At 69.7% G+C, this 22736-nt stretch carries 22 protein-coding genes; 8 read left to right on the top strand and 14 right to left on the bottom strand.

Annotated elements, in window-relative coordinates:
• Positions 1-76 precede the first annotated feature (76 nt).
• The 4 genes from P3W75_RS05705 to P3W75_RS05690 all read right to left on the bottom strand — a co-directional run bounded on the left by P3W75_RS05705 (position 77) and on the right by P3W75_RS05690 (position 4484).
• Entirely contained in the window at positions 77-2350 is a 2274-nt protein-coding gene (locus P3W75_RS05705; protein WP_276226391.1) for a TonB-dependent siderophore receptor, read from the bottom strand.
• Between the two features lie 309 nt (positions 2351-2659).
• Positions 2660-3649 carry a FecR domain-containing protein gene (locus tag P3W75_RS05700; protein WP_276226390.1) on the bottom strand — a complete coding sequence of 330 codons (990 nt, stop codon included), beginning with the start codon at positions 3647-3649 and terminating at the stop codon, positions 2660-2662.
• Entirely contained in the window at positions 3649-4203 is a 555-nt protein-coding gene (locus tag P3W75_RS05695) for a sigma-70 family RNA polymerase sigma factor (RefSeq protein WP_276226389.1), read from the bottom strand. The genes P3W75_RS05700 and P3W75_RS05695 overlap by 1 nt, the downstream gene beginning before the upstream one ends.
• On the bottom strand, positions 4200-4484 hold the full coding sequence (locus tag P3W75_RS05690; protein WP_276226388.1) for a hypothetical protein: 285 nt from the start codon (positions 4482-4484) through the stop codon (positions 4200-4202). The genes P3W75_RS05695 and P3W75_RS05690 overlap by 4 nt, the downstream gene beginning before the upstream one ends.
• 95 nt (positions 4485-4579) lie before the next feature.
• Here P3W75_RS05690 and P3W75_RS05685 point away from each other — a divergent pair, with 95 nt between their 5' ends.
• The 4 genes from P3W75_RS05685 to P3W75_RS05670 all read left to right on the top strand — a co-directional run bounded on the left by P3W75_RS05685 (position 4580) and on the right by P3W75_RS05670 (position 8327).
• Positions 4580-6577: an FUSC family protein gene (locus P3W75_RS05685; protein ID WP_276226387.1), complete on the top strand. Its 1998-nt coding sequence runs from the start codon at positions 4580-4582 to the stop codon at positions 6575-6577.
• Complete coding sequence (locus P3W75_RS05680) at positions 6564-6776, top strand: DUF1656 domain-containing protein (RefSeq protein ID WP_276226386.1); 213 nt, start codon at positions 6564-6566, stop codon at positions 6774-6776. Before P3W75_RS05685 ends, P3W75_RS05680 begins: the two co-directional genes overlap by 14 nt.
• A 16-nt stretch (positions 6777-6792) precedes the next feature.
• Complete coding sequence (locus P3W75_RS05675; protein ID WP_276226385.1) at positions 6793-7662, top strand: efflux RND transporter periplasmic adaptor subunit; 870 nt, start codon at positions 6793-6795, stop codon at positions 7660-7662.
• Positions 7663-7739: 77 nt separating this feature from the next.
• Positions 7740-8327: an IclR family transcriptional regulator domain-containing protein gene (locus P3W75_RS05670; RefSeq protein ID WP_276226384.1), complete on the top strand. Its 588-nt coding sequence runs from the start codon at positions 7740-7742 to the stop codon at positions 8325-8327.
• A gap of 117 nt (positions 8328-8444) precedes the next feature.
• Here P3W75_RS05670 and P3W75_RS05665 read toward each other — a convergent pair whose 3' ends face one another.
• The 8 genes from P3W75_RS05665 to P3W75_RS05630 all read right to left on the bottom strand — a co-directional run bounded on the left by P3W75_RS05665 (position 8445) and on the right by P3W75_RS05630 (position 17342).
• Positions 8445-9578, bottom strand: coding sequence for an MFS transporter (locus tag P3W75_RS05665; protein ID WP_276226383.1), 1134 nt, complete (start codon positions 9576-9578; stop codon positions 8445-8447).
• A gap of 74 nt (positions 9579-9652) precedes the next feature.
• Positions 9653-11200, bottom strand: a complete 1548-nt coding sequence (locus tag P3W75_RS05660; protein ID WP_276226382.1) for an amino acid ABC transporter permease/ATP-binding protein — start codon at positions 11198-11200, stop codon at positions 9653-9655.
• Positions 11201-11272: 72 nt separating this feature from the next.
• The gene (locus P3W75_RS05655; protein ID WP_276226381.1) at positions 11273-12076 is read right to left on the bottom strand and encodes an ABC transporter substrate-binding protein; all 804 of its coding nucleotides are present in this window, start codon (positions 12074-12076) and stop codon (positions 11273-11275) included.
• A gap of 34 nt (positions 12077-12110) precedes the next feature.
• Positions 12111-13154, bottom strand: coding sequence for an isopenicillin N synthase family dioxygenase (locus P3W75_RS05650; RefSeq protein ID WP_276226380.1), 1044 nt, complete (start codon positions 13152-13154; stop codon positions 12111-12113).
• A 15-nt stretch (positions 13155-13169) separates the two neighbouring features.
• Positions 13170-14012, bottom strand: coding sequence for a sugar phosphate isomerase/epimerase family protein (locus P3W75_RS05645; protein WP_276226379.1), 843 nt, complete (start codon positions 14010-14012; stop codon positions 13170-13172).
• Positions 14013-14422: 410 nt separating this feature from the next.
• Complete coding sequence (locus P3W75_RS05640) at positions 14423-15304, bottom strand: ketopantoate reductase family protein (protein WP_276226378.1); 882 nt, start codon at positions 15302-15304, stop codon at positions 14423-14425.
• 92 nt (positions 15305-15396) lie between these two features.
• Positions 15397-16356 carry an alpha/beta fold hydrolase gene (locus P3W75_RS05635; RefSeq protein WP_276226377.1) on the bottom strand — a complete coding sequence of 320 codons (960 nt, stop codon included), beginning with the start codon at positions 16354-16356 and terminating at the stop codon, positions 15397-15399.
• Positions 16357-16541: 185 nt separating this feature from the next.
• Positions 16542-17342, bottom strand: a complete 801-nt coding sequence (locus tag P3W75_RS05630; protein ID WP_276226376.1) for an AraC family transcriptional regulator — start codon at positions 17340-17342, stop codon at positions 16542-16544.
• Positions 17343-17436: 94 nt separating this feature from the next.
• On the opposite strand from P3W75_RS05630, the gene P3W75_RS05625 reads away from it, so the two are divergent.
• Entirely contained in the window at positions 17437-18336 is a 900-nt protein-coding gene (locus P3W75_RS05625; RefSeq protein ID WP_276226375.1) for a DMT family transporter, read from the top strand.
• A 107-nt stretch (positions 18337-18443) separates the two neighbouring features.
• Here the strand turns inward: P3W75_RS05625 and P3W75_RS05620 are convergent, their stop codons facing one another.
• The gene (locus P3W75_RS05620; RefSeq protein WP_276226374.1) at positions 18444-19487 is read right to left on the bottom strand and encodes an NAD(P)H-dependent flavin oxidoreductase; all 1044 of its coding nucleotides are present in this window, start codon (positions 19485-19487) and stop codon (positions 18444-18446) included.
• A gap of 89 nt (positions 19488-19576) precedes the next feature.
• Here P3W75_RS05620 and P3W75_RS05615 point away from each other — a divergent pair, with 89 nt between their 5' ends.
• Together P3W75_RS05615 and P3W75_RS05610 are read left to right on the top strand one after the other, a co-directional pair.
• Positions 19577-20455: a LysR substrate-binding domain-containing protein gene (locus P3W75_RS05615; protein ID WP_276226373.1), complete on the top strand. Its 879-nt coding sequence runs from the start codon at positions 19577-19579 to the stop codon at positions 20453-20455.
• A complete protein-coding gene (locus P3W75_RS05610; protein ID WP_276226372.1) occupies positions 20452-21597 on the top strand; it encodes a YbfB/YjiJ family MFS transporter in 1146 nt (381 codons plus the stop codon). The genes P3W75_RS05615 and P3W75_RS05610 overlap by 4 nt, the downstream gene beginning before the upstream one ends.
• On the opposite strand, the gene P3W75_RS05605 is transcribed toward P3W75_RS05610, so the two are convergent.
• On the bottom strand, positions 21594-22181 hold the full coding sequence (locus P3W75_RS05605; RefSeq protein ID WP_276226371.1) for a CGNR zinc finger domain-containing protein: 588 nt from the start codon (positions 22179-22181) through the stop codon (positions 21594-21596). The genes P3W75_RS05610 and P3W75_RS05605 overlap by 4 nt on opposite strands.
• Before the next feature lie 136 nt (positions 22182-22317).
• Between P3W75_RS05605 and P3W75_RS05600 the strand changes: the two genes are divergently transcribed.
• Positions 22318-22736 (top strand): organic hydroperoxide resistance protein (locus tag P3W75_RS05600; protein WP_276226370.1); only part of this gene is annotated, 419 nt, incomplete at its 3' end.

Raw genomic sequence — 22736 nt, 5'->3', positions numbered from 1 at the left:
GGTCTTTTCGATGTGCGGCCTCGCTCGCAGCGGACGCGCTACCCGCGCGGAATCACGCGGGGGGCGCGTCCCGGCCTCACCAGTTGTAGCTCACCTTGGCCGTGATCTCGCGGCCCGGGTTGTAGTAGTCCGCGCTACCGCGGCCGACCACATGCTGCTCGTCGAGCAGGTTGCTGACGTTGATCGCCAGGTCGGTGTCCTTGAGGATCCGGTAGTTGAACGCGGCGTCGAACAGCGTGGTCGCATCGCTCTTGCCGGTGGTGTTGAAGTCGCCGAAATAGTAGGCCCCGGTATAACGGGCGCCGAGGCCGACGCTGACATCCGTTCCCGGCAGGCTGTAATAGCTCCAGAGCGACGCCGAGTGCTTGGGTGCGGAGACGAGCTGGTTGCCCTTGATCGACACGACCTCATACCCCGTCCCGCCCCAGACCTGCAGCGCGCCGCGAAGCACTTCGGTGTCCATGTAGGAGTAGCCGCCAACCAGACTGAGGTTGTCGGTCAGCTCGGCCTTCACCTCCAGGTCCAGGCCACGCACGCGCTGCGAGCCTACGGTCTGCTGGTCGATGACGCCGTTCGGCTGCACGACCGCGGTGGCGACATCGTCCTGGGTCAGTTGGTAGACGGCAGCGGAGAACAGCGCGTTCATCTCCTGCGGCGAATACTTCACACCCACTTCGTACTGGGTGCCGCGCTCCGGGGTAACGCCGACCTCGGGCGGGGAAACCGACTCCACCATGCTGACGTAGGTGGAAACCTCGTCGTTGACGATATAGGTCAAGGCGCCGCGGAAGGAGTTTTCCGAGAAACGGTCCGAGGCCTTGGTCCCGTAGAGGTGGTCGGTTTCGGAAACGTCCATGGAGTCGTTGCGCATGCCGGCGGTGACGATGAAACGCTCGAAGAACGACAGGTTCTGCTGCAGGAACACGGACTTGATGGTGCTGTCCTGATCCTTGTCCTGGTAGACGATGCCCGGCGAAATGCCGCGGTATACCGGGTTGGCGACGTCGATCGGGTCGGCGGCGCCATACACGGAAACGTTCTTGGCGGAGGAATCGAGATACTCCACGCCGACGATGCTGCTGCTGTCGATGTTCTCGAAGCGCGCGTCGTACTGCAGCATCAGGTTGCCGTTGAACTGCCTGGCGTCAGTGTCGGAGCCCAGGTAGCCACGGTCGACCAGGGTTCCGGTGTGCCCGGAAGCGTCGCTGATATAGACGTAGCCGTATTCGTCGCTCAGGTCGCTGTGGCGCAGGTTGCTGCGCAGGGTGAAACCGTTGTCGAAATCATGGGTGAAGTTGGCGCTGACGTTGGTGCGCTCGACATCGTGGAAGTTGTAGCTCGGCTCGCCAAAGAACTTGTCGCGGTCATATTCCCTGTCCATCGGGTAGCCGCCGCTGTTGGGCGTGTTGTCCTGGCGCAGGTGGTCCACCACCAGGGTGGCCGAGCTATAGGCCGTCGGCGCCCAGGTCAGGCCGCCCATGACGAAGTTGTTGTCGTCCTGGGAGTGGTGGTATTCGCGATCGCTGTCCTGGAACTTGCCGGTGAAGCGGTAGGCCAGGGTCTTGTCTTCGTTGGCGTCGCCGGTATCCAGGCCCGCCTCCATGTGGTTGAACGAGCCGTAGGTCGCGTAGACCTGGCCGAACTTGTCGAAGCGCGGCTGCTTGGTCACGAAGTTCACCGAGCCGCCGGGGTCGGCCGGGCCGAACAGCGTGGAGTTGGCGCCGCGCAGCACCTCGACGCGCTCATAGGCGAACGGCTCCTCGCGCACGCCGCGCATCGAGCCCAGGGTCAGGCCATCGCGGTAGGTGGTGGCCTGGAAGCCACGGATCAGGAAGTAGTCGTTGCGGTCGTCGGTACCGTAGTAGTCGGTGATGGTCCCCGGGGTGTACTGGAGGATTTCCTCGGTGGTGCTGGCGCTGCGCTGCTCGATTTCCTTCTGGGTCACGACGGAAACCGATGCCGGGGTGTTCTGGATGTTGGTCGCCACCTTGCCGCCGACCCACAGCTCCCGCGCCACCACCGAGGCGGCGGGATCGTCCGGCGCCGCCTGGGCGTTGACGATGACGGGAGCGAGGCGATAGGGCTCCGCGCTGGGCGCCACCCGCAGCCCATAGCTGCCATCGGCCTGCTGAACGGCCTCCAGGCCGGTTCCGGAAAGCACTTCGGCCAGGCCGCCCGACACCGTATGGCTACCGTGCAGGCCCGGGCTGGTCACGCCCTGGGCCAGACTGCCGGCACCGACCAGATACACGCCCGCCTCGCGGGAGAAGCGCGTGAGCACGCTGGCCAGCGGGCCGGCGGGAATGTCGTAGCTGCGCTCGGCGCTGGCCACGGCGCTGTCTTCGGCCATGGCGGCCGGCGACCAGCCCGCCAGGCTCAAGGCACTGCCCGAGAGTGTCAGGTGAAGCGCCAGGGTCAGCGGGCGCAGGGCAAAAGCGTGTGTGGCAACACCCGGGTGGGCGGCGCGCGGGTGACAGCGGAGGGACATGGACAGCATTCCTCTGGAGGCAAGGGTTGATGAGCGAAGACCCTCAACAAGCGATGCCATACGGCCCCTCGGGGCACCGATTCGGCGGTGTTTCACGTCTTCTCACTGGGTAAACCAGCGAGCGGGCGAAACCCGGAACCTTTTTCCTGATTTTTTTTTTGCTCGTATTGCTCAGCCCCGGGCCTCGATGCTCGCCCACCAGGGCAGCGGCTGTTCGATACGGATCGGCAACGCCGAGGCCAGCATGCGCAGCACGCGCTCGGGGTCCTGGATGGGGAAGTTGCCGTAGACCCGCAGGTCGGCCACTTCATCGGCAACCCCGAGGTGGCCGTGGCGATAGCGGCGCAGCTCCTGCACCACCTCGCGCAGGGAAATGTTGTCGGCCAGCAACGAGCCCTGGGTCCAGGCTTCACGGGCGGCGTCGGCGGCCTGGCTGTCACCGATGTGGCTGGCGCTGAAATGGGCCTGCTGGCCGGCCTTCAGCACACGGACGGCGCCCTGGGTGGTGCGTATTTCCACGGTGCCTGCATAGACGGCCAGCATGCTTCGCTCGCCCTCGCAGCGCACGTTGAAGCGCGTGCCCAGGGCTTGCAGGCGCCCATGCCCGGTCTCGACGTAGAAGGGGCTCGCGCCCTTGGCGGTGGCGATGAACACCTCGCCGCGCACCAGCGTGACGCGGCGCGCCCGGGCACTGAACGCCAGGTCGATGGCGCTGGCGGTGTTGAGCCAGGCGCGGGAGCCATCGGCCAGGGTCAACGCACGTTGCTCGCCGGTGGCGGTACGGTAATCCGCGCCCCAGGCCATCAGGGCCGGCGGCAGCAGCGCTTCACGCCAGCCCAGCCAGCCGCACAGGGTGCCCGTGGTGATTACCGCCATTCCGCTCAGCAGGCGGCGCCGCGAATGCATGCGTTCGGCGGCGATACCCAGCGCGTCGGCGGCCAGTTGTGCGTCAGGCCGGCCACGCAGCGGCTCGAAGTTGCGGCTGACGCCTTCGACATAACGCCAGGCCTGCTGGTGCATCAGGTCGTCGCCCAGCCAGGCCTGCCAGTGGGCGCGCTGCCGGGCGCTGGCCTGGCCGTCGCGCAGGGTGGCGTACCAGTAGGCCGCCTGCTCCAGCGAGGCGTGCGAGGGCAATGGATTTTCGTGACTGGGGCTCGCCATCAGCAGAGCGGCTCCTGGCGCAACGCGGCAGCCGTTTCGCCGGCGCGCAGGACCAGGCACGCGAGCATCGCCTGGGCCACGTACTTGCGCACCATGCGCCCGGAAACCCCCAGCTCCGCGCCGACCTCGTCGTCGGTCATTTCACACACCACGGCGAGGGTAAAGGCCCGTGCCGCCTTGGCCGAGAGCGTCTGCAGCATGCGGCTGATTTCTTCCAGGGCCTGCAAAACCGCGACTTGCCGCTCGGCGGAGGGGTACTGGTCTTCCGGCAGCGCCGCCAGGGTGTCGAGCCAGGCGCGCTCGATTTCCTGGCGCCGCCACAGGTTGATGCACAGGTTCTTCGCGGTGGTGCGCAGGTAGGCGCGCGCCTCGGCCACGCTGCCGAAGCGCGGCTGGCTGGCCCCGCCGATCAGCCGCAGGAAGGTGTCGTGGGCCAGGTCCGCGGCATCGCAGGCGTGCCCCAGGCGCCGCCGCAGCCACGCCTGCAGCCAGCCGTGATGGTCGCAGTAGAGGGTCTCCAGCGAGGGAGGCGTGGCATAGGCCGATGAACTCACAGACAGTCACCCCGCCGCCGGGTGGTGCCCGTGGCAATCAGAATCTTTTGGCAAATGAGAATTGATACCAAATCATCACACAGCTTGCCATTTGCCAGCAAGTCGGCGCCTGCGCTGCCGCTGGCGCCCGTCGCGGCGACGTGCCGGATGCGCCGGATCGGATCGAGCGACGCAGGCTTTTCACCACTGCGGAAAAGGCGCTGGCCGGGTTTCGGCAACGCTTGCGCAGCGCCTGAAACGCCCTCGCCCTGACCTCGGGCAAGCCCCCGGCGACCGTCCATCGACTATGCTCAGCGGTACAGCTCGCCAGCCCTCGCCCGCCGAGGCCTGACCTCCCGTGCCGGGACCCGAGCGTCGCCCGGAGCCCTCTGCCACCGTGTTCGCCAGCCCCGCCCTGACCGCCTTCGTCGCCCCCAGCGGCCCCGCCCTGCGCTTCGCGGCCAAGACCCTGCTGGCCGGCGGCATCGCCCTCTGGCTGTCGTTCCGGCTGGACCTGGAACAGCCGCAGTGGGCGCTGATGACGGTGTTCATCGTGTCCCAGCCGCTGTCCGGCATGGTGGTCGCCAAGGGTCTGTTCCGCCTGCTCGGGACCCTTGTCGGAACCAGCATGGCGGTGCTCATCATGGCCCTGTTCGCGCAGACGCCCTGGCTGTTCCTGCTCGTCGTGGCGCTATGGATGGGCCTGTGCACCGCCGCCTCGACCATGCTGCGCAACCACGTTTCCTATGCCTTCGTGCTGTCCGGCTACACGGTGGCGATCATCACCCTGCCGGCGATCGGCGTGCCGCTGCAGGTGTTCGACCAGGCCGTGGCGCGCTGCACGGAAATCTGCCTGGGCATCGTCTGCGCCTCGGCGGTCAGCGCCACCCTGTGGCCGCAGCAGGTCGGCGAAAACCTCGCGCGGCTGGCCCGCGAGACCCTCGACGCGGCGCTGCTGGCGGCGGCCAACGCGGTGCGCGGGCAGAAGCGCGAGCCCGAGGGCATCCTCAAGCTGCTCGGGCAGATCGTCGCCGCCGACGCCCAGCGCGACCACGCCTGGTTCGAGGGCCACCGTGGCCAGCGCCGGGCGCGCGCCCTGCGCACCCTCTCGCGTGACGTGCTGAGCCTGCTGCGCACCGCGCGCGGCGTGTCGCGGCAACGCCTGATGCTCGACGCAGAGGATGAGCGGCGACTGCTGCCGTGGATCGAGGACGTCCTCCAGGCGCTGCCCCGACGCGACGGCGCCGCCCTCGCCGCGCTGCGCGATCGCCTGCTGCAGGCCAGCGCCGACGAGACCAACAGCAACGACCTGCGCTATTGCCTGGCGCGTTGCGCGGTGCTGCTGATCAAGGCCGATGCCGCCGAGACCGCCGCCGCCGGGGTGGCCAGCGGCGAGTTCACCGGCACCGCGCAAAGCGGCCTGTCCTGGCACCGCGACTGGCAGATGGCGCTGTTCTACGGGCTGCGCAGTTCCCTGGCGCTGCTCGGCATCGCCGCATTCTGGATGGCCAGCGCCTGGCCGGCGGCGATCAGCGGCATGCTCATGGCCGGTATCCTCTGCAGCCTCTTCGCCAACCGCGACAACGCGGTGGAGCTGAGCATGAGCTTCCTGCGCGGCATCCTCTACGCGCTGCTGGCGGCGATCCTCGTGGACCAGTGGCTGCTGCCGCAGTGGAACGGTTTCCCGCTGCTGTGCATGGCCCTGGGCGTGCCGCTGTTCTTCGCCGCGCTGGGCATGGCCGGGCCGCCGGCGCTGATCGGCACCGCCACCACCTTCGCCATCCAGTTCGTCACCTTCGTGGCGCCGCGCAACGCCATGCAGTACGACTTCGCCAGCCTGCTCAACTCGGCCCAGGCCACGGTCATCGGCGTGGGCTTCGCCGCCATGGTGTTCCGCCTGCTGGCGCTGCGCCCGGAATGGATCATCGAGCGCCTGGGGCGGGCCATGGCGCTGGACCTCGGGCGCCTCACGCGCTACCCCCTGGCCCAGGCGGAAAGCTGGTTCGGCGGGCGCATGGCCGACCGCCTGATGCGCCTGGCGCGGCACTACGCGTTGCTGCCACAGGCGCTGCGCCAACGCTGGCGCGGCGGGCTGCTGGCGCTGGACCTGGGCAGCGAGCTGATCCACCTGCGCCACTGCCTGGACGGCGCCCGTGGCACGCTGCTCAAGCGTCAGCGGGAGTTCCTCAACCGCCTGGGCGACGTGCTCCAGGCCGGCCCCGGCGCCGGCCGCGAGGCGCGCCTGGACCAGCTCTGCGACAGCCTGGAAGCGGCCCTGGACGCCGACCCCGGCGCGCAGAACGAGAACTACCGACTGGCCCGCGCCGCGCTGCGCCAGTTGCGCAGCACCTGGCACACCTGGTGTCGCCTGGAGGAAACCGATGGACCTGACTGAGCTGCCCCTGGGCGGGGTCTACATCAGCCCGATGTTCCTCTACGCGCTGCTCGCCCTGGGCCTGACCATCGCCCTGCGCAAGCTGCTGCAACTGACCCCGGTGGGGCGCTGGATCTGGCACGAGGCGCTGTTCGACTGCGCCCTGTTCACCCTGTTGCTGGCCGCCGTGACCTGGTGCGCCGGTGTCGTCAACGGATAGAGGAGGCAAGCCGCCCGTGCGAGGATTCCTGCGCGTTCTGACCACCCTGCTGGTCGTGGCCGCCGCCGTGCTGGCGGGGCTCTGGCTGTGGCGCTACTACATGCTCTCGCCGTGGACGCGGGACGCGCGGGTGCGCGCCGACGTGGTGGTGATCGCCCCGGACGTGTCCGGCTGGGTCACCGACCTGCCCATCGTCGACAACCAGAAGGTCAAGGCCGGCGACCTGCTGATGCGCATCGACCGCGACCGCTACCAGGCCAACCTCGACCAGGCCCGCGCCGTGGCCGAGACGCGCAAGCAGGAATACCTGCTGCGGCAGAGCGAGGCCGACCGGCGCAAGCGCCTGACCAGCGCGGCGATCAGCGCCGAGGACCGCGAGACCGCGCAGCTCAACGCCAACATCGCCAACAGCCAGTACCAGGAAGCGCTGGCGGCGCTGAAGCTGGCCGAGATCAACCTGCAGCGCAGCGAGGTGCGCGCCCCGCGCGACGGCCAGGTGACCAACCTGCGCCTGGCCCAGGGCAACTACGCGCAGACCGGCCAGGCGGCGATGGCGGTGATCGACCAGGGCTCGTTCTACGTCACCGCCTACTTCGAGGAAACCAAGCTGCCGGGCATCCAGGTCGGCCAGCGCGCGCGGGTCACCCTGATGAGCGGCGAGCGCGTGCTGGAAGGCCGGGTGCAGAGCATCAGCAGCGGCATCACCGACCGCAACGCGCTGCCCGACACCCAGTTGCTGGCCAACGTCGAGCCGACCTTCAACTGGGTGCGCCTGGCCCAGCGCATCCCGGTGCGCATCGAGCTGCATGACGTGCCCAAGGACATCCACCTCAGCGCCGGGATGACCGCCAGCGTCAATATCGATACCACCGACGGCGGGCGCTGAAGGCGGTCACCAGAGCTTCAGGGTGTAGTCGATGTTGACCCGCAGCTCGTTGTCGTCGCGGTGCGAGGCGCCTGAGCATGAAGGTGCGCGAACTGAGCGAGGGCTTCCGCGACGAGCAGTGGATTTCGGCGATCGCCGCGCCGTTGCTCGCCGAGCTGCTGCAGGAGGTGGTGTGGCCGACCGACATCTGCACCCTGGATGTCGACGCCCTGGTGGTGCGCGAGACCACCCACCGCTTCAGCCGCCTGTCGTTCCACCGCTCCATGGTCGGCCGCCGCCTGCCGCTGCTGCAGACCGCCACCGGGCTGGCCTACCTGGCCTACTGCGACGACGCCGAGCGCGAGCAGATCATCGCCCTGCTGGCTCGCCGCGAGGAGCCGGAATACCGCCTGGCGCGCGACCCGATCGCCCTCGACAACCTGCTGCGCAAGGTGCGCCACCGCGGCTACGGGGAGAACTTCATGGCCTGGAACCCGGAGGAAAAGATCGCCTCCATCGCCATTCCGCTGCACGCCGGCGAACGCCTGATCGGCTGCCTGAACCTGGTCTACGTGGCCAAGGCGATGAGCATCGAGCAGGCCGCCGAGCGCTACCTGCCGGCGCTGCGGCGCACGGCCGGGAAGATCGGCGAGCGCATGCTGGAGGGCGACGCGGCGCCGCGCTGAGGCCGTGCCAGGCGGCGGATAACCCTTCGGGTTATTCGCCCTACGATGAGGCCCGGCCGTAGGGCGTACAACCGTTCGCGGTTGTACGCCGATGCCACCCCGCAGATTTCGCCGGCGTCAGCGCCGCCAGGCGCAGCCCAGCGCGCTGAGGGCGAGCACCGCCGCGGCGCCGGCGTAGGCCCAGAAGGCCGGCACCACCGGCAGCAGCGCGCCGGCCAGCATCGGCCCCAGGCCCGCTCCAATGTCGCGCCACACGGCGTTGCCGGCCAGGGCCTGGATACGCCCCTGGCCCGGATTGCGCTGGGCCACCAGGGTCATCACCAGGGGCAGTTGCAGGGCCCGTAACAGCAGCACCAGGAAGGCCCCGATGAACAGCCAGTGGCTGCCGAACACCAGCAACGAGGCCGAGGTGGCCAGGGACATCAGCACCAGCATGCGCAGCGCGCCGAACTGGTCGGCCAGGCGCCCGCCGAAGGGGCTGAAGAGCATTTCGCTGAGGTAGCGCACCGCCATGAGGATGCCCGCTACCAGCACGCCGGTGCCGCCCAGGTGGGTCTGCGCGTAGAGCGACAAGCCGAAGATGAACAGGCCGTCGAGGGTCACGCCCTCGACGAAGGACCAGGTGGCGATACTGTCCGGCAGGCGCAGGCGGCGGCCGCTCGGCGCCGGCAGGTCGTGGCCACGATCCGGCAGCGAACGCGCCCGCCAGAGGCCGAACAGCGCGCTGGCGAATAGCACGAAGAACACACTGCGCGGCCCCCAGGCCTGGGCCATCAGCGCCGCCAGCGGCAGGGCCAGCATCGGCCCGATGGAGATGGTCGCCCGCGAACGCCCGGCGCGCCGCGCGGCGCCCCGGGCCTCGGCGGTGGCCAGGGTCTGGGTGCTGAGGTTGAAGCTGGCGTAGCTCAGGCCCCACATCAGCCGCAGCACCAGCAGCGCGGCGGCGCCAGAAAGGGTCGCGTAGCCCAGCGCGCAGAGCGCCGAGGCGGCGGCCGCGAGGCTGCAGGTGGCGCGGTCGCCGTGGCGGGCGTAGAAACGCACCACCCAACCGTAGCCGACGATGCGCACCAGGCGGTTGGCCGCCAGGAGTACCCCGGCTTCCACCAGGCTGACGCCGAAGTCGGCGGCGTACATCGGCAGCAGCAGGTACAGCACCACGTCGCCGGGCAGGCACAGGCCGAGGACCTGGGCCGCGCGGCGGGAATCGTTATCGGCGCGGCGCGACGGCTGCTGCGCGGGGTCGGACGACATGCTCCCTCCCGGAAACGAAGGCGAGCGCGCACCTTACCCGATCGGGCGCGCGCTGCCGAGCCGCGCGAGCGCCGTCAGCCGTTGGCCACCTCGCGCCGCGCGGCGCCCGGCTCGCGCTCCAGGCCGATGAAACGCATCACCCGCTCGCCGCACGCGCCGCTGCGGATGGCCGCGGGATCGGCGTCCACCTGCACCTGGCCATGCTCCATGAACACCACGCGGTCGGAGATCGACAGGGCGAAGTCCATCTCGTGGGTGACGATGACCATGGTCATGCCCTCCTTCGCCAGGTCGCGGATGACGTTGAGCACGTCGCCCACCAGCTCCGGGTCGAGCGCCGAGGTCGGTTCGTCGAACAGCATGATGTCCGGCTCCATCGCCAGGGCGCGGGCGATGGCCACGCGCTGCTGCTGGCCACCGGAAAGCTGGTGCGGGTACTTGTGCGCATGGGCCAGCAGGCCGACCTTGTCGAGCAGCGCCAGGGCCCGTTGTTCGCAGACCTCGCGGCCGTCCAGGCCATGGAAGCGCGGCGCCAGGGTGACGTTGTCGAGAATGGTGCGGTGCGGGAACAGGTTGAAGCCCTGGAACACCATGCCGATGTGCCGCACGCCACGGCGCAGGCGTGCCGGGTCCGGCTGGCCGGCCTTGATGTAGGCCTCGCCGAACAGCACCACCTCGCCGCCGTCGATGCCCTCCAGGCCGTTGACCGTGCGGATCAGCGAGGTCTTGCCGGAACCCGAGGGGCCGATGATCGACACCACCTCGCCGCCGGCCACCTGGAGGAACACGCCCTTGAGCACCGGGTGGCTGCCGTAGCTCTTGCGGATGTCACGCAGGTGCAGCGCCGGCGGCGTGCCCGGCGCCGGCGCGTCGCGGCGCGCCGCCACGGGCGCCGGCAGGCTGCGGCGCAGGCCGTCGACGCTGGCGTCGCTGAGGGCGTCGGGCTTGCGCGCGTTGAGGTCCAGGCGGTGCTCCAGGTACTGCAGCAGCCAGCCGAACAGGGTGACGATGAGCACGTAGTAGATGGCCACCGCCGACAGGGTTTCCATCACCAGGAAGTTCTGCGCGTAGAGCTTCTGCCCGACCATCAGCAGCTCGGTGAGGGAGATCACCGAGACCAGCGAGGTCAACTTGACCACCGTGACGTACTCGTTGATCAGCGTTGGCAGGGCGATGCGGAAGGCCTGGGGAATCACGATCAGGCGCTGGATGCCGAAGGCGCCGACGGCCAGCGCACGGCCCGCCTCCTTCTGCCCCTTGCTCACCGAAATCAGCCCGCCACGATGGATCTCGGCCATGTACGCGGCTTCGGTCAGCACCAGGGCCAGTAGCCCGGAAATGAACGGGTTGGAGAGCAGCGCCCCGGTGCTCGGGAACAGTTGCGGCAGGTTGTAGACGAACACCACCAGCACCAGCAGCGGCACGCTGCGGAAGAACCAGATGTACAGCCCCGCCGGCACCCGCAGCCAGCGCGATTCGGCGAGCTTGGCGCTGGCCAGGAGGAAGCCCAGGAACATCCCGATCAGCCAGGCCAGGGCGCTCAGTTCGATCACCGTGACGCAGGCCTTCCAGAAATCCGGGAGGGAGAACAGCGAGAAGAAATAGGACCAGTCGAATTGCATGGGCACCTCGGCGGACGGGCCCGGCGCCGGGCCCGTCGCTTATGTCGCGTTGAACATGTCGCGTTGAAACGGTTACTCGGCCGCGGCTTCTTCCAGGGCGTATTTCTTCAGGATGGCGGCGAACTCGCCGCTGTCCTTGGTCTTCTGGAAGGCGACCTTCAGCGCGTCGTACAGCGCCTGGTTGCCCTTCTTCACGTACATGCCCAGGGTCTGCTTGTAGATCAGCTCCTTGGAGGTGACCACCACGCGGCCCTTGGAGCGCTCGGCGATCATGTGCGCGGCGCCGGAGATTTCCACCTGGGCCTGCACGTGCCTGGACAGCAGCGCCTGGGTCACTTCCGGGGCGGACGGGTATTCGCTGACGCTGATCGCGCCCTTGCCGTTGGGCTCGCAATAGCTCTTCGACAGTTCGGCGAACTTGGTCACCCAGGTGGTGCCCTGCTCCAGGCCGACCTTCAGCCCGCAGAGGTCCTCGGGTTTCTCCGGCTTCAGCTCGCTGCCGGCCGGCACCATGATCGCCGCGCCGGTCTGCGCGTAGGGGATGGCCATCGCCTGGGCGGTGCGTTCGGGGGTGATGTACATGCCGGAGATCACCGCGTCGAAGTGGCCGGCGTTGAGGCCGAGGATCAGCCCGGAGAACTTGGTGTTGAGGAAGCTCGCTTCGAGGTCCATGTGCCGGGCCAGGGCCTGGGCCAGCTCGGGGTCGGAACCCACCACCTTGTCACCGTCGTAGGACTCGAACGGCGGGTAGGTGATCTCCATGCCGACCTTCAGCTGGCCGGGCGTGGCGGTGACGGCGGCGGCGTTCTGCACGGTGCCCAGCAGGGTCGCGCCGAGCACGCCGGCGGCCAGGAGGGTACGGGTGGTTTTCAGCATCGTGATGGCTCCAGGTCGAGTAGGAATGCGCAGCTCAGGAAGGCTGCGTCTGTTTTTTCAGGTGGCCGAAGCTGGACGGCTTGCGCGCCCGCTCCGGCAGTTTCAGTTCGCCGTCGGCGACCTTGCGCCGCAGGTAGCTGTAGGTCTGCAGCGCCTGGCTCCACATGTGCTCGCCGATGGCGATGGTTTCGTAGTCCTGGGCGCCGTTGTCGAACTGCGGCAGCGGGCGAATCTGCGTGTGGTAGTCGCAGGCGTAGAACAGCGGGAACGAGTAGCGCTCCTCGCGCACCGTGCGCACGCGGTGGGCGGTGGCGACGAAGGCGCCGTTGGTCATCACTTCCAGCATGTCGCCGATGTTCACCACGAAGGCGCCCGGCACCGGCGGCGCGTCGATCCACTCGCCGTCCTCGTTCATCACTTCCAGGCCCGGCTCGGTGGCGTGGAGGATGGTGAAGCACTCGTAGTCGGTGTGCGCGCCGATGCCCGGGGCGTCCTGGGCCGCGCCGTCGAACGGGTAGTGGATCAGGCGCAGCTTGGACGGCGGGCGGCTCACCAGCGGGTCGAAGTAGCCCTCCTCCAGGCCCAGCGCCAGGGCGAAGCCGTCGAACAGCTTGCGGCCGAGGGCGAACACCGCCTGGTAGTAGGCGCGCACCCGCGCCTCGAAGCCGGGCACCTCGGGCCAGCGGTTGGGCCCCAGCAGCGGCGTGCCGGCCAGCACCAGCGGGTCGTCCGCCGGCACTTCGAAGCCGACGTCGAAGGCTTCCTTGTGGTCCGGCTTGCCCTTGGAGTACACCTCCTCGCCTTCGGGCACGAAGCCCTTGTGGCTTTCCGAGACGCCGATGTAGTGGCGCATCTTGGCGTCCAGCGGCTGGGCGAAATAATCCCGCGCGGCGGCCTGCAGGCCTTCGATCAGCGCCGGGTCGAGGCCGTGGTTGCGGATGTACAGGAAGCCCACCTCGCGGGCCGCCTTGCCCAGCTCGGCGGCCACCGCCTGGCGGTCGTCGAGGTTGGCGCTGAAGAGCCCGGCGATGTCGATCACGGGGATGGATTGGAAGGCCTTGCTGGCTTGCTCCTGCATGTTCTTGGCTCCGGCTCAGGATGCGAGGAAGGTCTGGAAATGGCGGCGTTCTTCCGTGGCCATCCAGCGGTTGAGGTCCCACAGGTCAGCGATCGGCGCCTTGGTGAAGGGAAGCTGATGCAAATATCCGTCCGGACCGAACTCCGGGGTCAGGGTGGTCACCTGCAGGCCGCGCGCCTGCTGGGCGCGCCATACGGCTTCCCAGTGGCGCTGGTGGAACGCCAGCGCGCCGGCGTATTCCGGCGCGCCCGGGTGCGGCACCTGCGGGCCCTGGTCGTAGCCGACGCGTGCCTGGATGTGGTGCACGCGCTCGACGAAGGGGCTGAGGTCGTCGGCCGCGTCGTCCAGCAGGCGCTCGCAGACCACCACCCAGTGGCTGATGTCGCTGGTGAAGCGCAGCTCGGGCACCTGGCGGATCAGTTCCAGGGTCACCCAGGGGCTGTACAGCGAGCGCGCGCGGTGAATCTCGAAGCAGCAGGTCAGTTCCTGGCCGGCGGCCAGTTCCAGGGCGCGGCCGAAGAACTCCACCTGGGCCGCCAGCGGCCAGCGGTCGTTGCCGCCGAGCACGTTGACAAAGCGCGGCGCGAGTTCCGCGGCCAGGCCCAGCTTGCGCTGCAGGTCGTCGAGGTGGACCTGGGGCGTGGCCGCCTGGTCGGGCAACACGTCATGGGCGGTGAACAGGGTGCAGATGTAGGGCACGCCCTCCTCCACCAGCAGCCGCGCGTAGTCGGCGCGCACGGCGGGGTCCAGGGGCAGGCGCGCCTCCAGGCCGTCGAAACCGGCCTCGCGCAGTTCGGCGATGGCCTGCGGCCAGCCATGGGCGTAGCCCCACAGGGTGCGGAAAATCTCGAGTCGCATGGACGAACTCCGGGCAGGATTGGCCGCGCCGTCGGGCACGGCGAAAGACACGGCGCGGCTCAGCGCGGCGTGACGGAATGCGGGGATGGAGCGGCGGGCGCCGGCTCGGGGAACGGGGGCGATGCGAAAAAACGGGGGACGCGTGCAAGCATGGACACGGGGGTATTCCTCTGACAGACCGGCAGCATTGACGGGCTGATACCCGCCGATTGTTGTTCTGCGCCAGGCCTGGGGCCGGGCGTGCTTGGGCAGTAAGGAACAGCGCGGCGCGCGGAAGTTCTGAGGGCTCCGCTGCGCCGGCGCCAGGGCTGGTGCGGCCTGGCGTCGGTGCAGTTGTCGCAGGTGGGCGGCGGGGGAAAAATAGCCGGGGGCAAATAATTAGTTCAGGGATTCATGAACTATCGAAAAGCTCACTCCAGGCCTTGCTGGTACACCGACAGGTGCACCAAGGCCGCCTGCAGCAGCGGCAGGTCGAGGCCGGCCTGCTGGCCGCGCTGGAGCAGGTCGCCGATGATCTGCTCGGCCTCCACCGGGCGGCCGCCGATCAGGTCGCGGTACATCGACGAGGTCTGTGGCGAGCCGTGCAGGGTCAGCTGGCGGCGCGCTTCGGCGAGGAAGGCGTCGCGCGGCGGCAGGCCCACCGCGCGGACCACCGCCACCACCTCGTCGATCAGGCGGTTGGCGAAGGCCTCGCCCTGCGGCGCGGCCACCACCGCGCCGATATTGCCGCGCGCCAGGCAGGTGATGCCGCCGAGGGACGCCAGCAATACCCACTTCTCCCACATCTCGCGGTGGATGTCGGTCGACAGCCGGGCGTCGAAGCCGGCGCCCTGCAGCTGTTCGTCCAGGCGCAGGATGCGCGCGCTTTTTGTGCCGTCCATCTCGCCGTAGGCCAGTTCGTTGAGGGTGCTGGCGATCTTGCAGACGCCGCCGACCAGGGCGTCGGCGCCGAAGTGGCGGGTGATCGCCTCGACCTGGTGCAGGCCGTTGAGCACCGGCAGGATCATGCTCTGCGGCCCCACCGCCGGGGCGATATCGCGCAGCGCCGCCTCCAGGGCGTAGGCCTTGACCGTGACGATGATCAGGTCGTAGTGCCCTTGCAGGCGCTCCGCGCCGATCAGCTGCGGGGTGAGGGTGAAGTCGCCGTGGGGGGTGAGCACCTGCAGGCCTTCGTGCTGCAGCTGACGGGCCCGCCCCGCGCGGACCAGGAAGGTGACGTCACGCCCGGCCTGCGCCAGCCGCGCGCCGAAGAAACCGCCGGTCGAACCCGCTCCCACCACCAGAATGCGCATCCCTTAGCCTCCATGGTTGGCCGGCGCAAAGGACGTCGGCCCATTGCGTGTATATACACGCGAATCACCGAAAAAGCATGGGCCGGCACGGTTCAGGCCGGGTAGCGGCGACCGAGGAAGTCCAGCAGCAAGGCGTTCACCTCGGCGGCCCTTTCGTTCTGGATCCAGTGCCCGCAGCCGGCCAGGCGGTGCTGTTCGAGGTCGGGCACCAACTCGGGCATGCGCTTGAGGGTGTAGGCCTCCAGGCTCGCCACCGGGTCGCGGTCGCCCACCAGGAACAGCGTCGGCGGGCTCACCGGGCGGCCGGCCAGCGGCTCGCTGAAGCGCCAGTTGCGCTCGAAGTTGCGGTACCAGTTGAGCGCGCCACGGAAGCCACGTGCGGCGAAGCTTTCGACGTAGTAGGCCAGGTCCGCCTCCGTGCACCAGGCCGGCAGCGCCCCTGGCGCCGGCTGGCCGTCGAACAGGTGGCTGTCGGCCGGCTTGTCCTGCAGGAACGGGTCGTTCGCGCCCGGATCGCGGAAGAACTGCCGCAGGCTGCGCGGGATGTCGGCGTCCAGCTCGGCCTCGGCGACGCCCGCTTGCTGGAAGTAGAGGATGTAGTTGAAGCGCCCGGCATACAGCTCGCGGAGGATGTCCGTGGCCGGCCGCTTCGGCCGCCCGGCGTAGGGCACCGACAGCGTGGCCAGGGCCTGCACCCGCTCGGGCGCCAGCAGCGCCAGGTGCCAGGCCACCAGCGCGCCCCAGTCGTGCCCGACGACGGCGGCGCGCGGCTGGTCGAGGGCGTCCATGGCGCCGAGGATATCGCCGCACAGGCTCTGCAGGTCGTAGGCCTCGACCGCCGCGGGCGCGTCGCTGCGGCCGTAGCCGCGCATTTCCGGCACGTGCACGCGGTAGCCGGCGCGCGCCAGCACGGGAATCTGCTCGCGCCAGGAGTGCCAGCACTCCGGGAAACCGTGCAGCAGCCACACCGGGCGACCATCGGCGGGGCCGGCGATGTGCACGCACAGGTGGATGCCGTTGACCTGCAGAATGCGTTGTTCGAGGGGCGGCATGGCGGTTCTCCGGGCTTTTGTCGGGACGCTAGCAGCACGGATGTGACCGCGTCATTTCCATTCGCCGGACGAATAGTTCCGCATGACGCCAAGCCCCCTTTCGCAGGGCGGATAACGCCTACGGCGTTATCCGCCGCCGTCGTCGGGCACCGGCGTTGCGGCCAACGGCGGCTAACCGCGAACGGTTAGCCGCCCTGCCCTCGGCTCGCCAGGCGGTACTGTTCCGGCGTGGTGCCGGCCTGGCGGCGGAACATCGCGATGAACGCCGAGGCGCTGCTGTAGCCCAGGTCGAAGGCGATCTCCTGCACGCCGCGCCCGGCTTCCAGCGCCTCGATCGCGGCGAGGAAGCGCAGGCGCTGGCGCCATTCACCGAAACTCATGCCCAGCTCGCGCTGGCACATGCGCGCCAGGGTGCGTTCGGTGCTGTGCACGCGCCTGGCCCAGTCGGCCAGCGAGCGGTTGTCGCCCGGCTCCGCCTGCAACGCGGCGAGCAGTTCGCCGAGCAGCGCGCTCTGGGCGAACGGCAGGTAGTCCTCGCGGCGCGGCGCGGCCACCAGTTGGTCCAGCACCACCTGGGCCAGGCGCTGGTCGGCGGCGCTCTGCGGCACGTTGAGCCCGCGCGCGGCGAAGTCGGAGAGGATGGCCTTGAGGATGTCGCCGATTTCCAGGGTGCAGGGCGCGCCGGGCAGCAGCGCCGACAGCTCGGCGCTGACGTACAGCGAGCGGTAGACGATGGCCTCGCGGTTGTAGCAGCCGTGCTCGATCCCCGGCGGCACCCACACCCCGTACTGCGGCGGCGAGAGGAAGCGCTGGCCGCCGACGTCCAGCTGCATCACCCCGTGGGAGGCGTAGTTGAGCTGGCCCCAGGGGTGGCTGTGGGGCGCGGAATGGGTGTCCGCGCCAAACTCGTCGTAGCGGAAGTAGAGTGGCGCCGGCAGCCGATCGAGGTCTGGCAGCGGCAGCGGGATGAGTTTCTTCGCGGGCATGTCCGGTTGGCGGGGCGAGTTGTCCGAATCGAAGTATAAGCGTCTATCCGGACGGCGGGACAATGGCGCCCGTCCCGTTTCGATGTCCGCCGCAATGAATTACTTCTTCCCGCTCTTCGCCGTCCTCGTCTGGTCCGGCAACACCGTCGTCAACAAGCTCGCGGTGGGCCGCATCGCCCCGGCCGAGATCGGCTTCTTCCGCTGGCTGGTGGTGGCCGTGCTGCTCAGCCCCTTCGTGCTGCGCCCACTGCTGGCGCGGCGCGACGAGATCATTGCGCTGCTGCCGAAGATTGTCGTGCTCGGCCTGCTCGGCATGGCCGTGTACCAGAGCCTGGCCTACTACGCCGCGGCGCTGACCAGCGCCACCAACATGGGCATCATCCTCGCCCTGATGCCGCTGATGTCCCTGGGCCTGGCCAGCGCCCTGCTCGGCCAGCGGATCAACGCCGGCGGCGTGCTCGGCGCACTGCTGTCGCTGCTCGGCGTGCTGCTGGTGATCGCCCACGGCGACCTGGCCGGCCTGCTGCACCAGGGCATCGGCCTGGGCGACGGGATGATGCTGGTGGCCACCCTCGCCTACGGCCTGTATGGCGTGCTGCTGAAGAAGTGGCAGGTGCGCCTGCCGGGGCTGCAGCTGCTCTACCTGCAGGTGCTGGTGGCGGTGCTGGCGATGCTACCGATGTACCTGTTCTCGCCACACCACGGGCTGGACGCCGGCAACCTGCCGCTGGTGGCCTACGCCGGCCTGCTGGCCTCGATAGTCGCGCCCCTGGCGTGGATGCGCGGCGTGCAGGAAATGGGCCCGAACCGCATGGCGCTGTTCTTCAACCTGGTGCCGCTGGTGACCGCGGCCATCGCCGCCGTGATCCTCGACGAGCGCCTGGGCGCCTACCACCTCTATGGCGGCGCGCTGACCCTGGCCGGGGTGCTCCTCGCCGAGCGCTGGCGGCCGCGGCCGGTGGCCGCTCTGGCGACGGAACGACAGGGAGCGTAGGGCGTACAACCGTTCGCGGTTGTACGCCGCTACAGCGCTGCCCGGTCCGACGCGAGTAGACACCCAGCAACGGCCAAATGGCGGATAACGCTTGCGCGTTATTCGCCCTACGTCCGCTTGCACTCCGCGACCAGCGTGGCGACCAGCTCGGCGGCCGGCAGTTCGCGGCTCAGCGGCGCGCCCTGGCCGGCCCACTGCACGGCGAAGTCGGGGTTGCCCTGGGCGGCGGCGATCAGCGCCTTGGTGGCGTCGTAGGTCATCGGGTAGTCCGGCAGCGCCGGGGCGTCGGCGCGGTCGATGTCGCTGAACAGGCGGTTCGCCAGCCCGCGCGCCGGGCGCCCGGAAATCGCCGCCGTGACCTGCGTGTGCCAGCCCCGCTCGCTGCGCAGCGCCGCGCGGTAGGCGGCGTTGGCCGAGGACTCCGGGCAGGCGACGAAGGCCGTGCCCATCTGCACCGCCTGCGCGCCCAGCTCGAAGGCCGCGCGGATGCCGCGCCCGTCCATGATGCCGCCGGCGGCGATCAGCGGAATCTTCAGTGCCGGGACCAGGCTGCCGACCAGCGCCAGGGTGCCGATGCGGTCGTCGCGGTCGCGCTCGAAGATGCCGCGATGCCCGCCCGCCTCGTAGCCCTGGGCGACCACCGCGTGCAGCCCGGCGGCCTCGATGGCGCGGGCTTCCTCCAGGTTGGTGGCGCAGCCCAGCAGCACGCTGCCGGCGGCCTTCAGGCGGTCGATCCAGCCCTGCTCGGGCAGGCCGAAGTGGAAGCTGATCACTTCCGGGCGCAGCTCCAGCATCACCTCCAGCATCTGCGGGTCGTCGAGGAAGCTGCGGTAGATCTCGCGCAGCGCCGCCGGCGGCTCGCCGCCCAGTTCCTCGAACAGCGGCCGCAGGTGCTCCAGCCAGGCGTCTTCGCGGGCGACGTCGGCGCGGCCGGGGCGCTGGCAGAAGAGGTTGTAGTTGACCGGCCGGGCGCTGAGCGCGCGGACCTGGCCGATCAGCTCGCGCGCCTGCGCCGGCGTGCTCGCGCCCAGGCCGATGGAGCCCAGCGCGCCGGCGTTGGACACCGCGGCGGCCAGCGCCGGGGTGGAAACCCCGACCATGGGAGCCTGGATGATGGGGTGGTCGACGCCGAGCAATTCGCGAAGGGACATGGCGGTGATCTCTGGGAGTGATCGATGGTTGACTTAAAATCTCATAAAGAGAATATACTGCGCAACACATTCTCTCGCAGAGATAACCGATGGACCTCTCCAGCCTCGAAATCTTCCGCTGCGTCGCCGAGGAACAGAGCGTGACCCGCGCCGCCGCGCGCCTGCAGCGCGTGCAGTCGAACGTCACCACGCGCATCCGCCAGTTGGAGGACGACCTCGGCGTGGCGCTGTTCCTGCGCGACGGCAAGCGCATGGCGCTGACCGACCAGGGCCGCGACTTCCTCGCCTACGCCGAGAAGCTCCTGGCCCTGGCCGCCGAGGCGCGGCAGTCGCTGCATCCCCTGGAAGCCGCCGGCAGCCTGCGCCTGGGCAGCATGGAGAGCACCGCCGCCAGCCGCCTGCCCGGCCCGTTGGCGCGCTTCCACCGGGCCCACCCGCAGGTGCAGCTGGAAGTCAGCACCGGCACCAGCCAGGCGCTGGTCGAAGGCGTGCTGTCGCGGCGCCTGGATTGCGCACTGGTCGCCCACCCCGACGCCCTGCGCGCCGAACCCGGCTTCGAGGACGCCCTGGAGCGCGGCCTGCTCGGCCAGGCGGTGTTCCGCGAGGAACTGCTGCTGGCCCTGCCCGGCTGCCACGCGCCGGTGCGCGGCCCCGGCGACGTGCGCGTACGCAGCCTGGCCGGCTTCGGCCGCGGCTGCACCTACCGGCAGCTGGCCGAGGACTGGCTGAACGCCGATGGGCCGCGTGTGCAGGTGCAGGAGGTCGGCTCCTACCACGCCATCCTCGCCTGCGTCGCCGCCGGCTCCTGCGTCGGCGTGCTGCCGCGCTCGCTGCTGGAACTGCAGCGCGAGCAACCGGGCGTGCAGCTGCTGCCGATCATGACCGTGGACACCCTGCTGATCTGGCGCGAAGGCTACGCCACCGGCGCCTTCGAACGTTTCCGCGAGGCCCTCGGAGGCGGCGCATGAACACGCGCAACGAGAGCGTGCTGGCGCTCAGCGCCGCGCTGATCCTGGCCATCGGCATGGGCTTCGGCCGCTTCGCCTTCACCGGCCTGTATCCGCTGATGGTCGGCGAAGGCGTGCTCAGCGTGAACGGCGGTTCGCTGGCCGCCTCGGCGAACTACGCCGGCTACCTGCTGGGGGCGCTGGTGCTGGCGCGCAGCCCGGAACACCTGGCGCCACGGCTGTGCCGCGTCGCGCTGATCGGCACCCTGCTCGGGCTGGCGGCCATGGCCGTGCCGGCGCCGGCCTGGTTCGCCATCGGCGTGCGCCTGCTCGCCGGGGTGCTCAGCGCGGTAGCCCTGGTGGGCGCCTCGGTGTGGCTGCTGCATGTGATGCAGCGCCACGCCGGCGCGCCGCTGATGTTCTCCGGGGTCGGCGTGGGCATCCTGCTGTCCGCCGAACTGATCGCCGGTGGCCACGCCGCCGGGCTGGGCAGCCCGGCGATCTGGCTGCTGCTGGCCGGCGCCGGCTCGTTGCTCGCGCTGCTGGCCTGGCCGGCACTGGGACGCGCGCCGGCGCCGGCGGCCAGCGCGACAGTACAGGCCGCGCCCAGCGCCCCGATGGCCGCGCCGAGCCTGTTGCTGACCTACGGCCTGGCCGGCTTCGGCTACATCATCACCGCCACCTACCTGCCGCTGCTGATGAAGGACGGCTCGCTGTCACCGCTGCAGGCCTGGGCGGTGTTCGGCCTGGCGGCGGCGCCCTCGTGCTTCTTCTGGCACTGGCTGCACACCCGCCTGGGCACCCGCCGGGCGCTGGCGGCGAACCTGCTGATCCAGGCCGTCGGGGTGATCCTGCCGGTGCTGCAGCACAGCGCCCCGGCCTACCTGGCCAGCGCGTTGCTGGTGGGCGGCACCTTCATGGGCACGCCGACCATCGCCATGCCCGCCGCGCGCCTGGCGGCGGCGAAGGTGCGCTTCAACATGCTCGCGGCGATGACCGCCGTGTACGGCGTAGGGCAGATCGTCGGGCCGCTGACCTCCAGCGCCCTCTACCACCTGGGCGGCAGTTTCAGCCCGGCGCTGCTGGCGGCCGGCGCGGCGTTGCTGCTGGCGGCGGCCTGCACCTGGCAACCGGCGCGCGCCGCCGAGGGTTGCCCGGACTAGGCGTCGGCCTCGCGCTGGCGCTTGCGGTGTTCCGCCACTTTGTGACGGTTGCCGCACAGCGCCATGCTGCACCAGCGCCGCCGGTGCGACTTGGTGCGGTCGTAGAACCACAGGGTGCAGTCCGGGTGCTCGCACACCCGCACCAGGCCGAAATCGCCCTCGGCCAGCAGCAGCGCGCCCTGCTCCGCCAGCGGCGCCAGCAGTTGCTCGGCGCCGCGCTCGACGGCCAGGTAGTGCAGATGCGCGTGCTCGCCGTGCCATTCCAGCTGCGGGTAGCTGGCGGTCCGGCGCAGGAAGGCATTGAAGCGCGCCGGGTCGGCCGCCTCGCCGCGCTTGCGGCGCTCCACCAGATCCCGCAACACCTCGCGCAGCTCGACGGCGGCGGCCAGCAGCGCGCCCTCGGCGAATTCCGCCGGCTCCGTCGGCAGGCCGACCAGGCGCAACCAGGCCAGCACGTCGGCATCGCTGTGCCAGGCGTCGGAGGTTTCGTTGGCGCCGGCGTCGGTGCGGCTCAGGCTGTTGAGCATGTCCAGCGCCAGGTGATCGGCGATCAGGTAAGGCGCCTGGGGGGTGGGTTCGCGCATGCTCGCTCCGGGGTGGGGATTCGTTTCGATGGTAACCCCTTCAGGCCATTTTTCAAGTTACCCGATGCAGCGACTGGCGAGGTGGCCGCGCCTGGCCAAGACTGTTCAGTCCCCTTCCCTGAACTGGAGTTTCGCCATGTCCATCGAGAACGTGCTGTACCGCGCCTACGCCGAGGCCACCGGCGGCCGCGAGGGCCGCGCCATCTCTTCCGACGGTGTCCTCGACGTCGAACTGACCACGCCCAAGGAACTGGGCGGCAACGGCGCCCGTGGCACCAACCCGGAGCAACTGTTCGCCGCCGGCTACTCGGCGTGCTTCCTCGGCGCCATGAAGTTCGTCGCCGCCCGCGACAACCTGGCGATTCCCAAGGATCCGTCGATCGAAGGCGTGGTCGGCATCGGCGCGGTGCCCACCGGCTTCGCCATCGAGGTCGAGCTGCGCATCTCGCTGCCCGGCCTGCCGCGCGACCAGGCGCAGACCCTGGTGGACCGCGCGCACATCGTCTGCCCCTATTCCAACGCTACCCGCGGCAACATCGACGTCACCCTGACCAT

The sequence above is a fragment of the Pseudomonas citronellolis genome (genome assembly GCF_029335315.1).
Classification (GTDB): Bacteria; Pseudomonadota; Gammaproteobacteria; order Pseudomonadales; family Pseudomonadaceae; genus Pseudomonas; species Pseudomonas citronellolis_A.
The sequence above is the reverse complement of the archived record's forward strand: the minus strand, read 5'-3'. Positions and strand labels throughout refer to the sequence as shown.

What these genes read in the sequence shown, in the direction of transcription:
- P3W75_RS05705 (WP_276226391.1), bottom strand. Translation starts at nt 2,350, where the DNA reads ATGGCCGAAGACAGCGCCGTGGCCAGCGCCGAGCGCAGCTACGACATT.
- P3W75_RS05700 (WP_276226390.1), bottom strand. Translation starts at nt 3,649, where the DNA reads ATGGCGAGCCCCAGTCACGAAAATCCATTGCCCTCGCACGCCTCGCTG.
- P3W75_RS05690 (WP_276226388.1), bottom strand. Translation starts at nt 4,484, where the DNA reads ATGGACGGTCGCCGGGGGCTTGCCCGAGGTCAGGGCGAGGGCGTTTCA.
- P3W75_RS05680 (WP_276226386.1), top strand. Translation starts at nt 6,564, where the DNA reads ATGGACCTGACTGAGCTGCCCCTGGGCGGGGTCTACATCAGCCCGATG.
- P3W75_RS05670 (WP_276226384.1), top strand. Translation starts at nt 7,740, where the DNA reads ATGAAGGTGCGCGAACTGAGCGAGGGCTTCCGCGACGAGCAGTGGATT.
- P3W75_RS05665 (WP_276226383.1), bottom strand. Translation starts at nt 9,578, where the DNA reads ATGTCGTCCGACCCCGCGCAGCAGCCGTCGCGCCGCGCCGATAACGAT.
- P3W75_RS05660 (WP_276226382.1), bottom strand. Translation starts at nt 11,200, where the DNA reads ATGCAATTCGACTGGTCCTATTTCTTCTCGCTGTTCTCCCTCCCGGAT.
- P3W75_RS05655 (WP_276226381.1), bottom strand. Translation starts at nt 12,076, where the DNA reads ATGCTGAAAACCACCCGTACCCTCCTGGCCGCCGGCGTGCTCGGCGCG.
- P3W75_RS05650 (WP_276226380.1), bottom strand. Translation starts at nt 13,154, where the DNA reads ATGCAGGAGCAAGCCAGCAAGGCCTTCCAATCCATCCCCGTGATCGAC.
- P3W75_RS05645 (WP_276226379.1), bottom strand. Translation starts at nt 14,012, where the DNA reads ATGCGACTCGAGATTTTCCGCACCCTGTGGGGCTACGCCCATGGCTGG.
- P3W75_RS05640 (WP_276226378.1), bottom strand. Translation starts at nt 15,304, where the DNA reads ATGCGCATTCTGGTGGTGGGAGCGGGTTCGACCGGCGGTTTCTTCGGC.
- P3W75_RS05635 (WP_276226377.1), bottom strand. Translation starts at nt 16,356, where the DNA reads ATGCCGCCCCTCGAACAACGCATTCTGCAGGTCAACGGCATCCACCTG.
- P3W75_RS05630 (WP_276226376.1), bottom strand. Translation starts at nt 17,342, where the DNA reads ATGCCCGCGAAGAAACTCATCCCGCTGCCGCTGCCAGACCTCGATCGG.
- P3W75_RS05625 (WP_276226375.1), top strand. Translation starts at nt 17,437, where the DNA reads ATGAATTACTTCTTCCCGCTCTTCGCCGTCCTCGTCTGGTCCGGCAAC.
- P3W75_RS05620 (WP_276226374.1), bottom strand. Translation starts at nt 19,487, where the DNA reads ATGTCCCTTCGCGAATTGCTCGGCGTCGACCACCCCATCATCCAGGCT.
- P3W75_RS05615 (WP_276226373.1), top strand. Translation starts at nt 19,577, where the DNA reads ATGGACCTCTCCAGCCTCGAAATCTTCCGCTGCGTCGCCGAGGAACAG.
- P3W75_RS05610 (WP_276226372.1), top strand. Translation starts at nt 20,452, where the DNA reads ATGAACACGCGCAACGAGAGCGTGCTGGCGCTCAGCGCCGCGCTGATC.
- P3W75_RS05605 (WP_276226371.1), bottom strand. Translation starts at nt 22,181, where the DNA reads ATGCGCGAACCCACCCCCCAGGCGCCTTACCTGATCGCCGATCACCTG.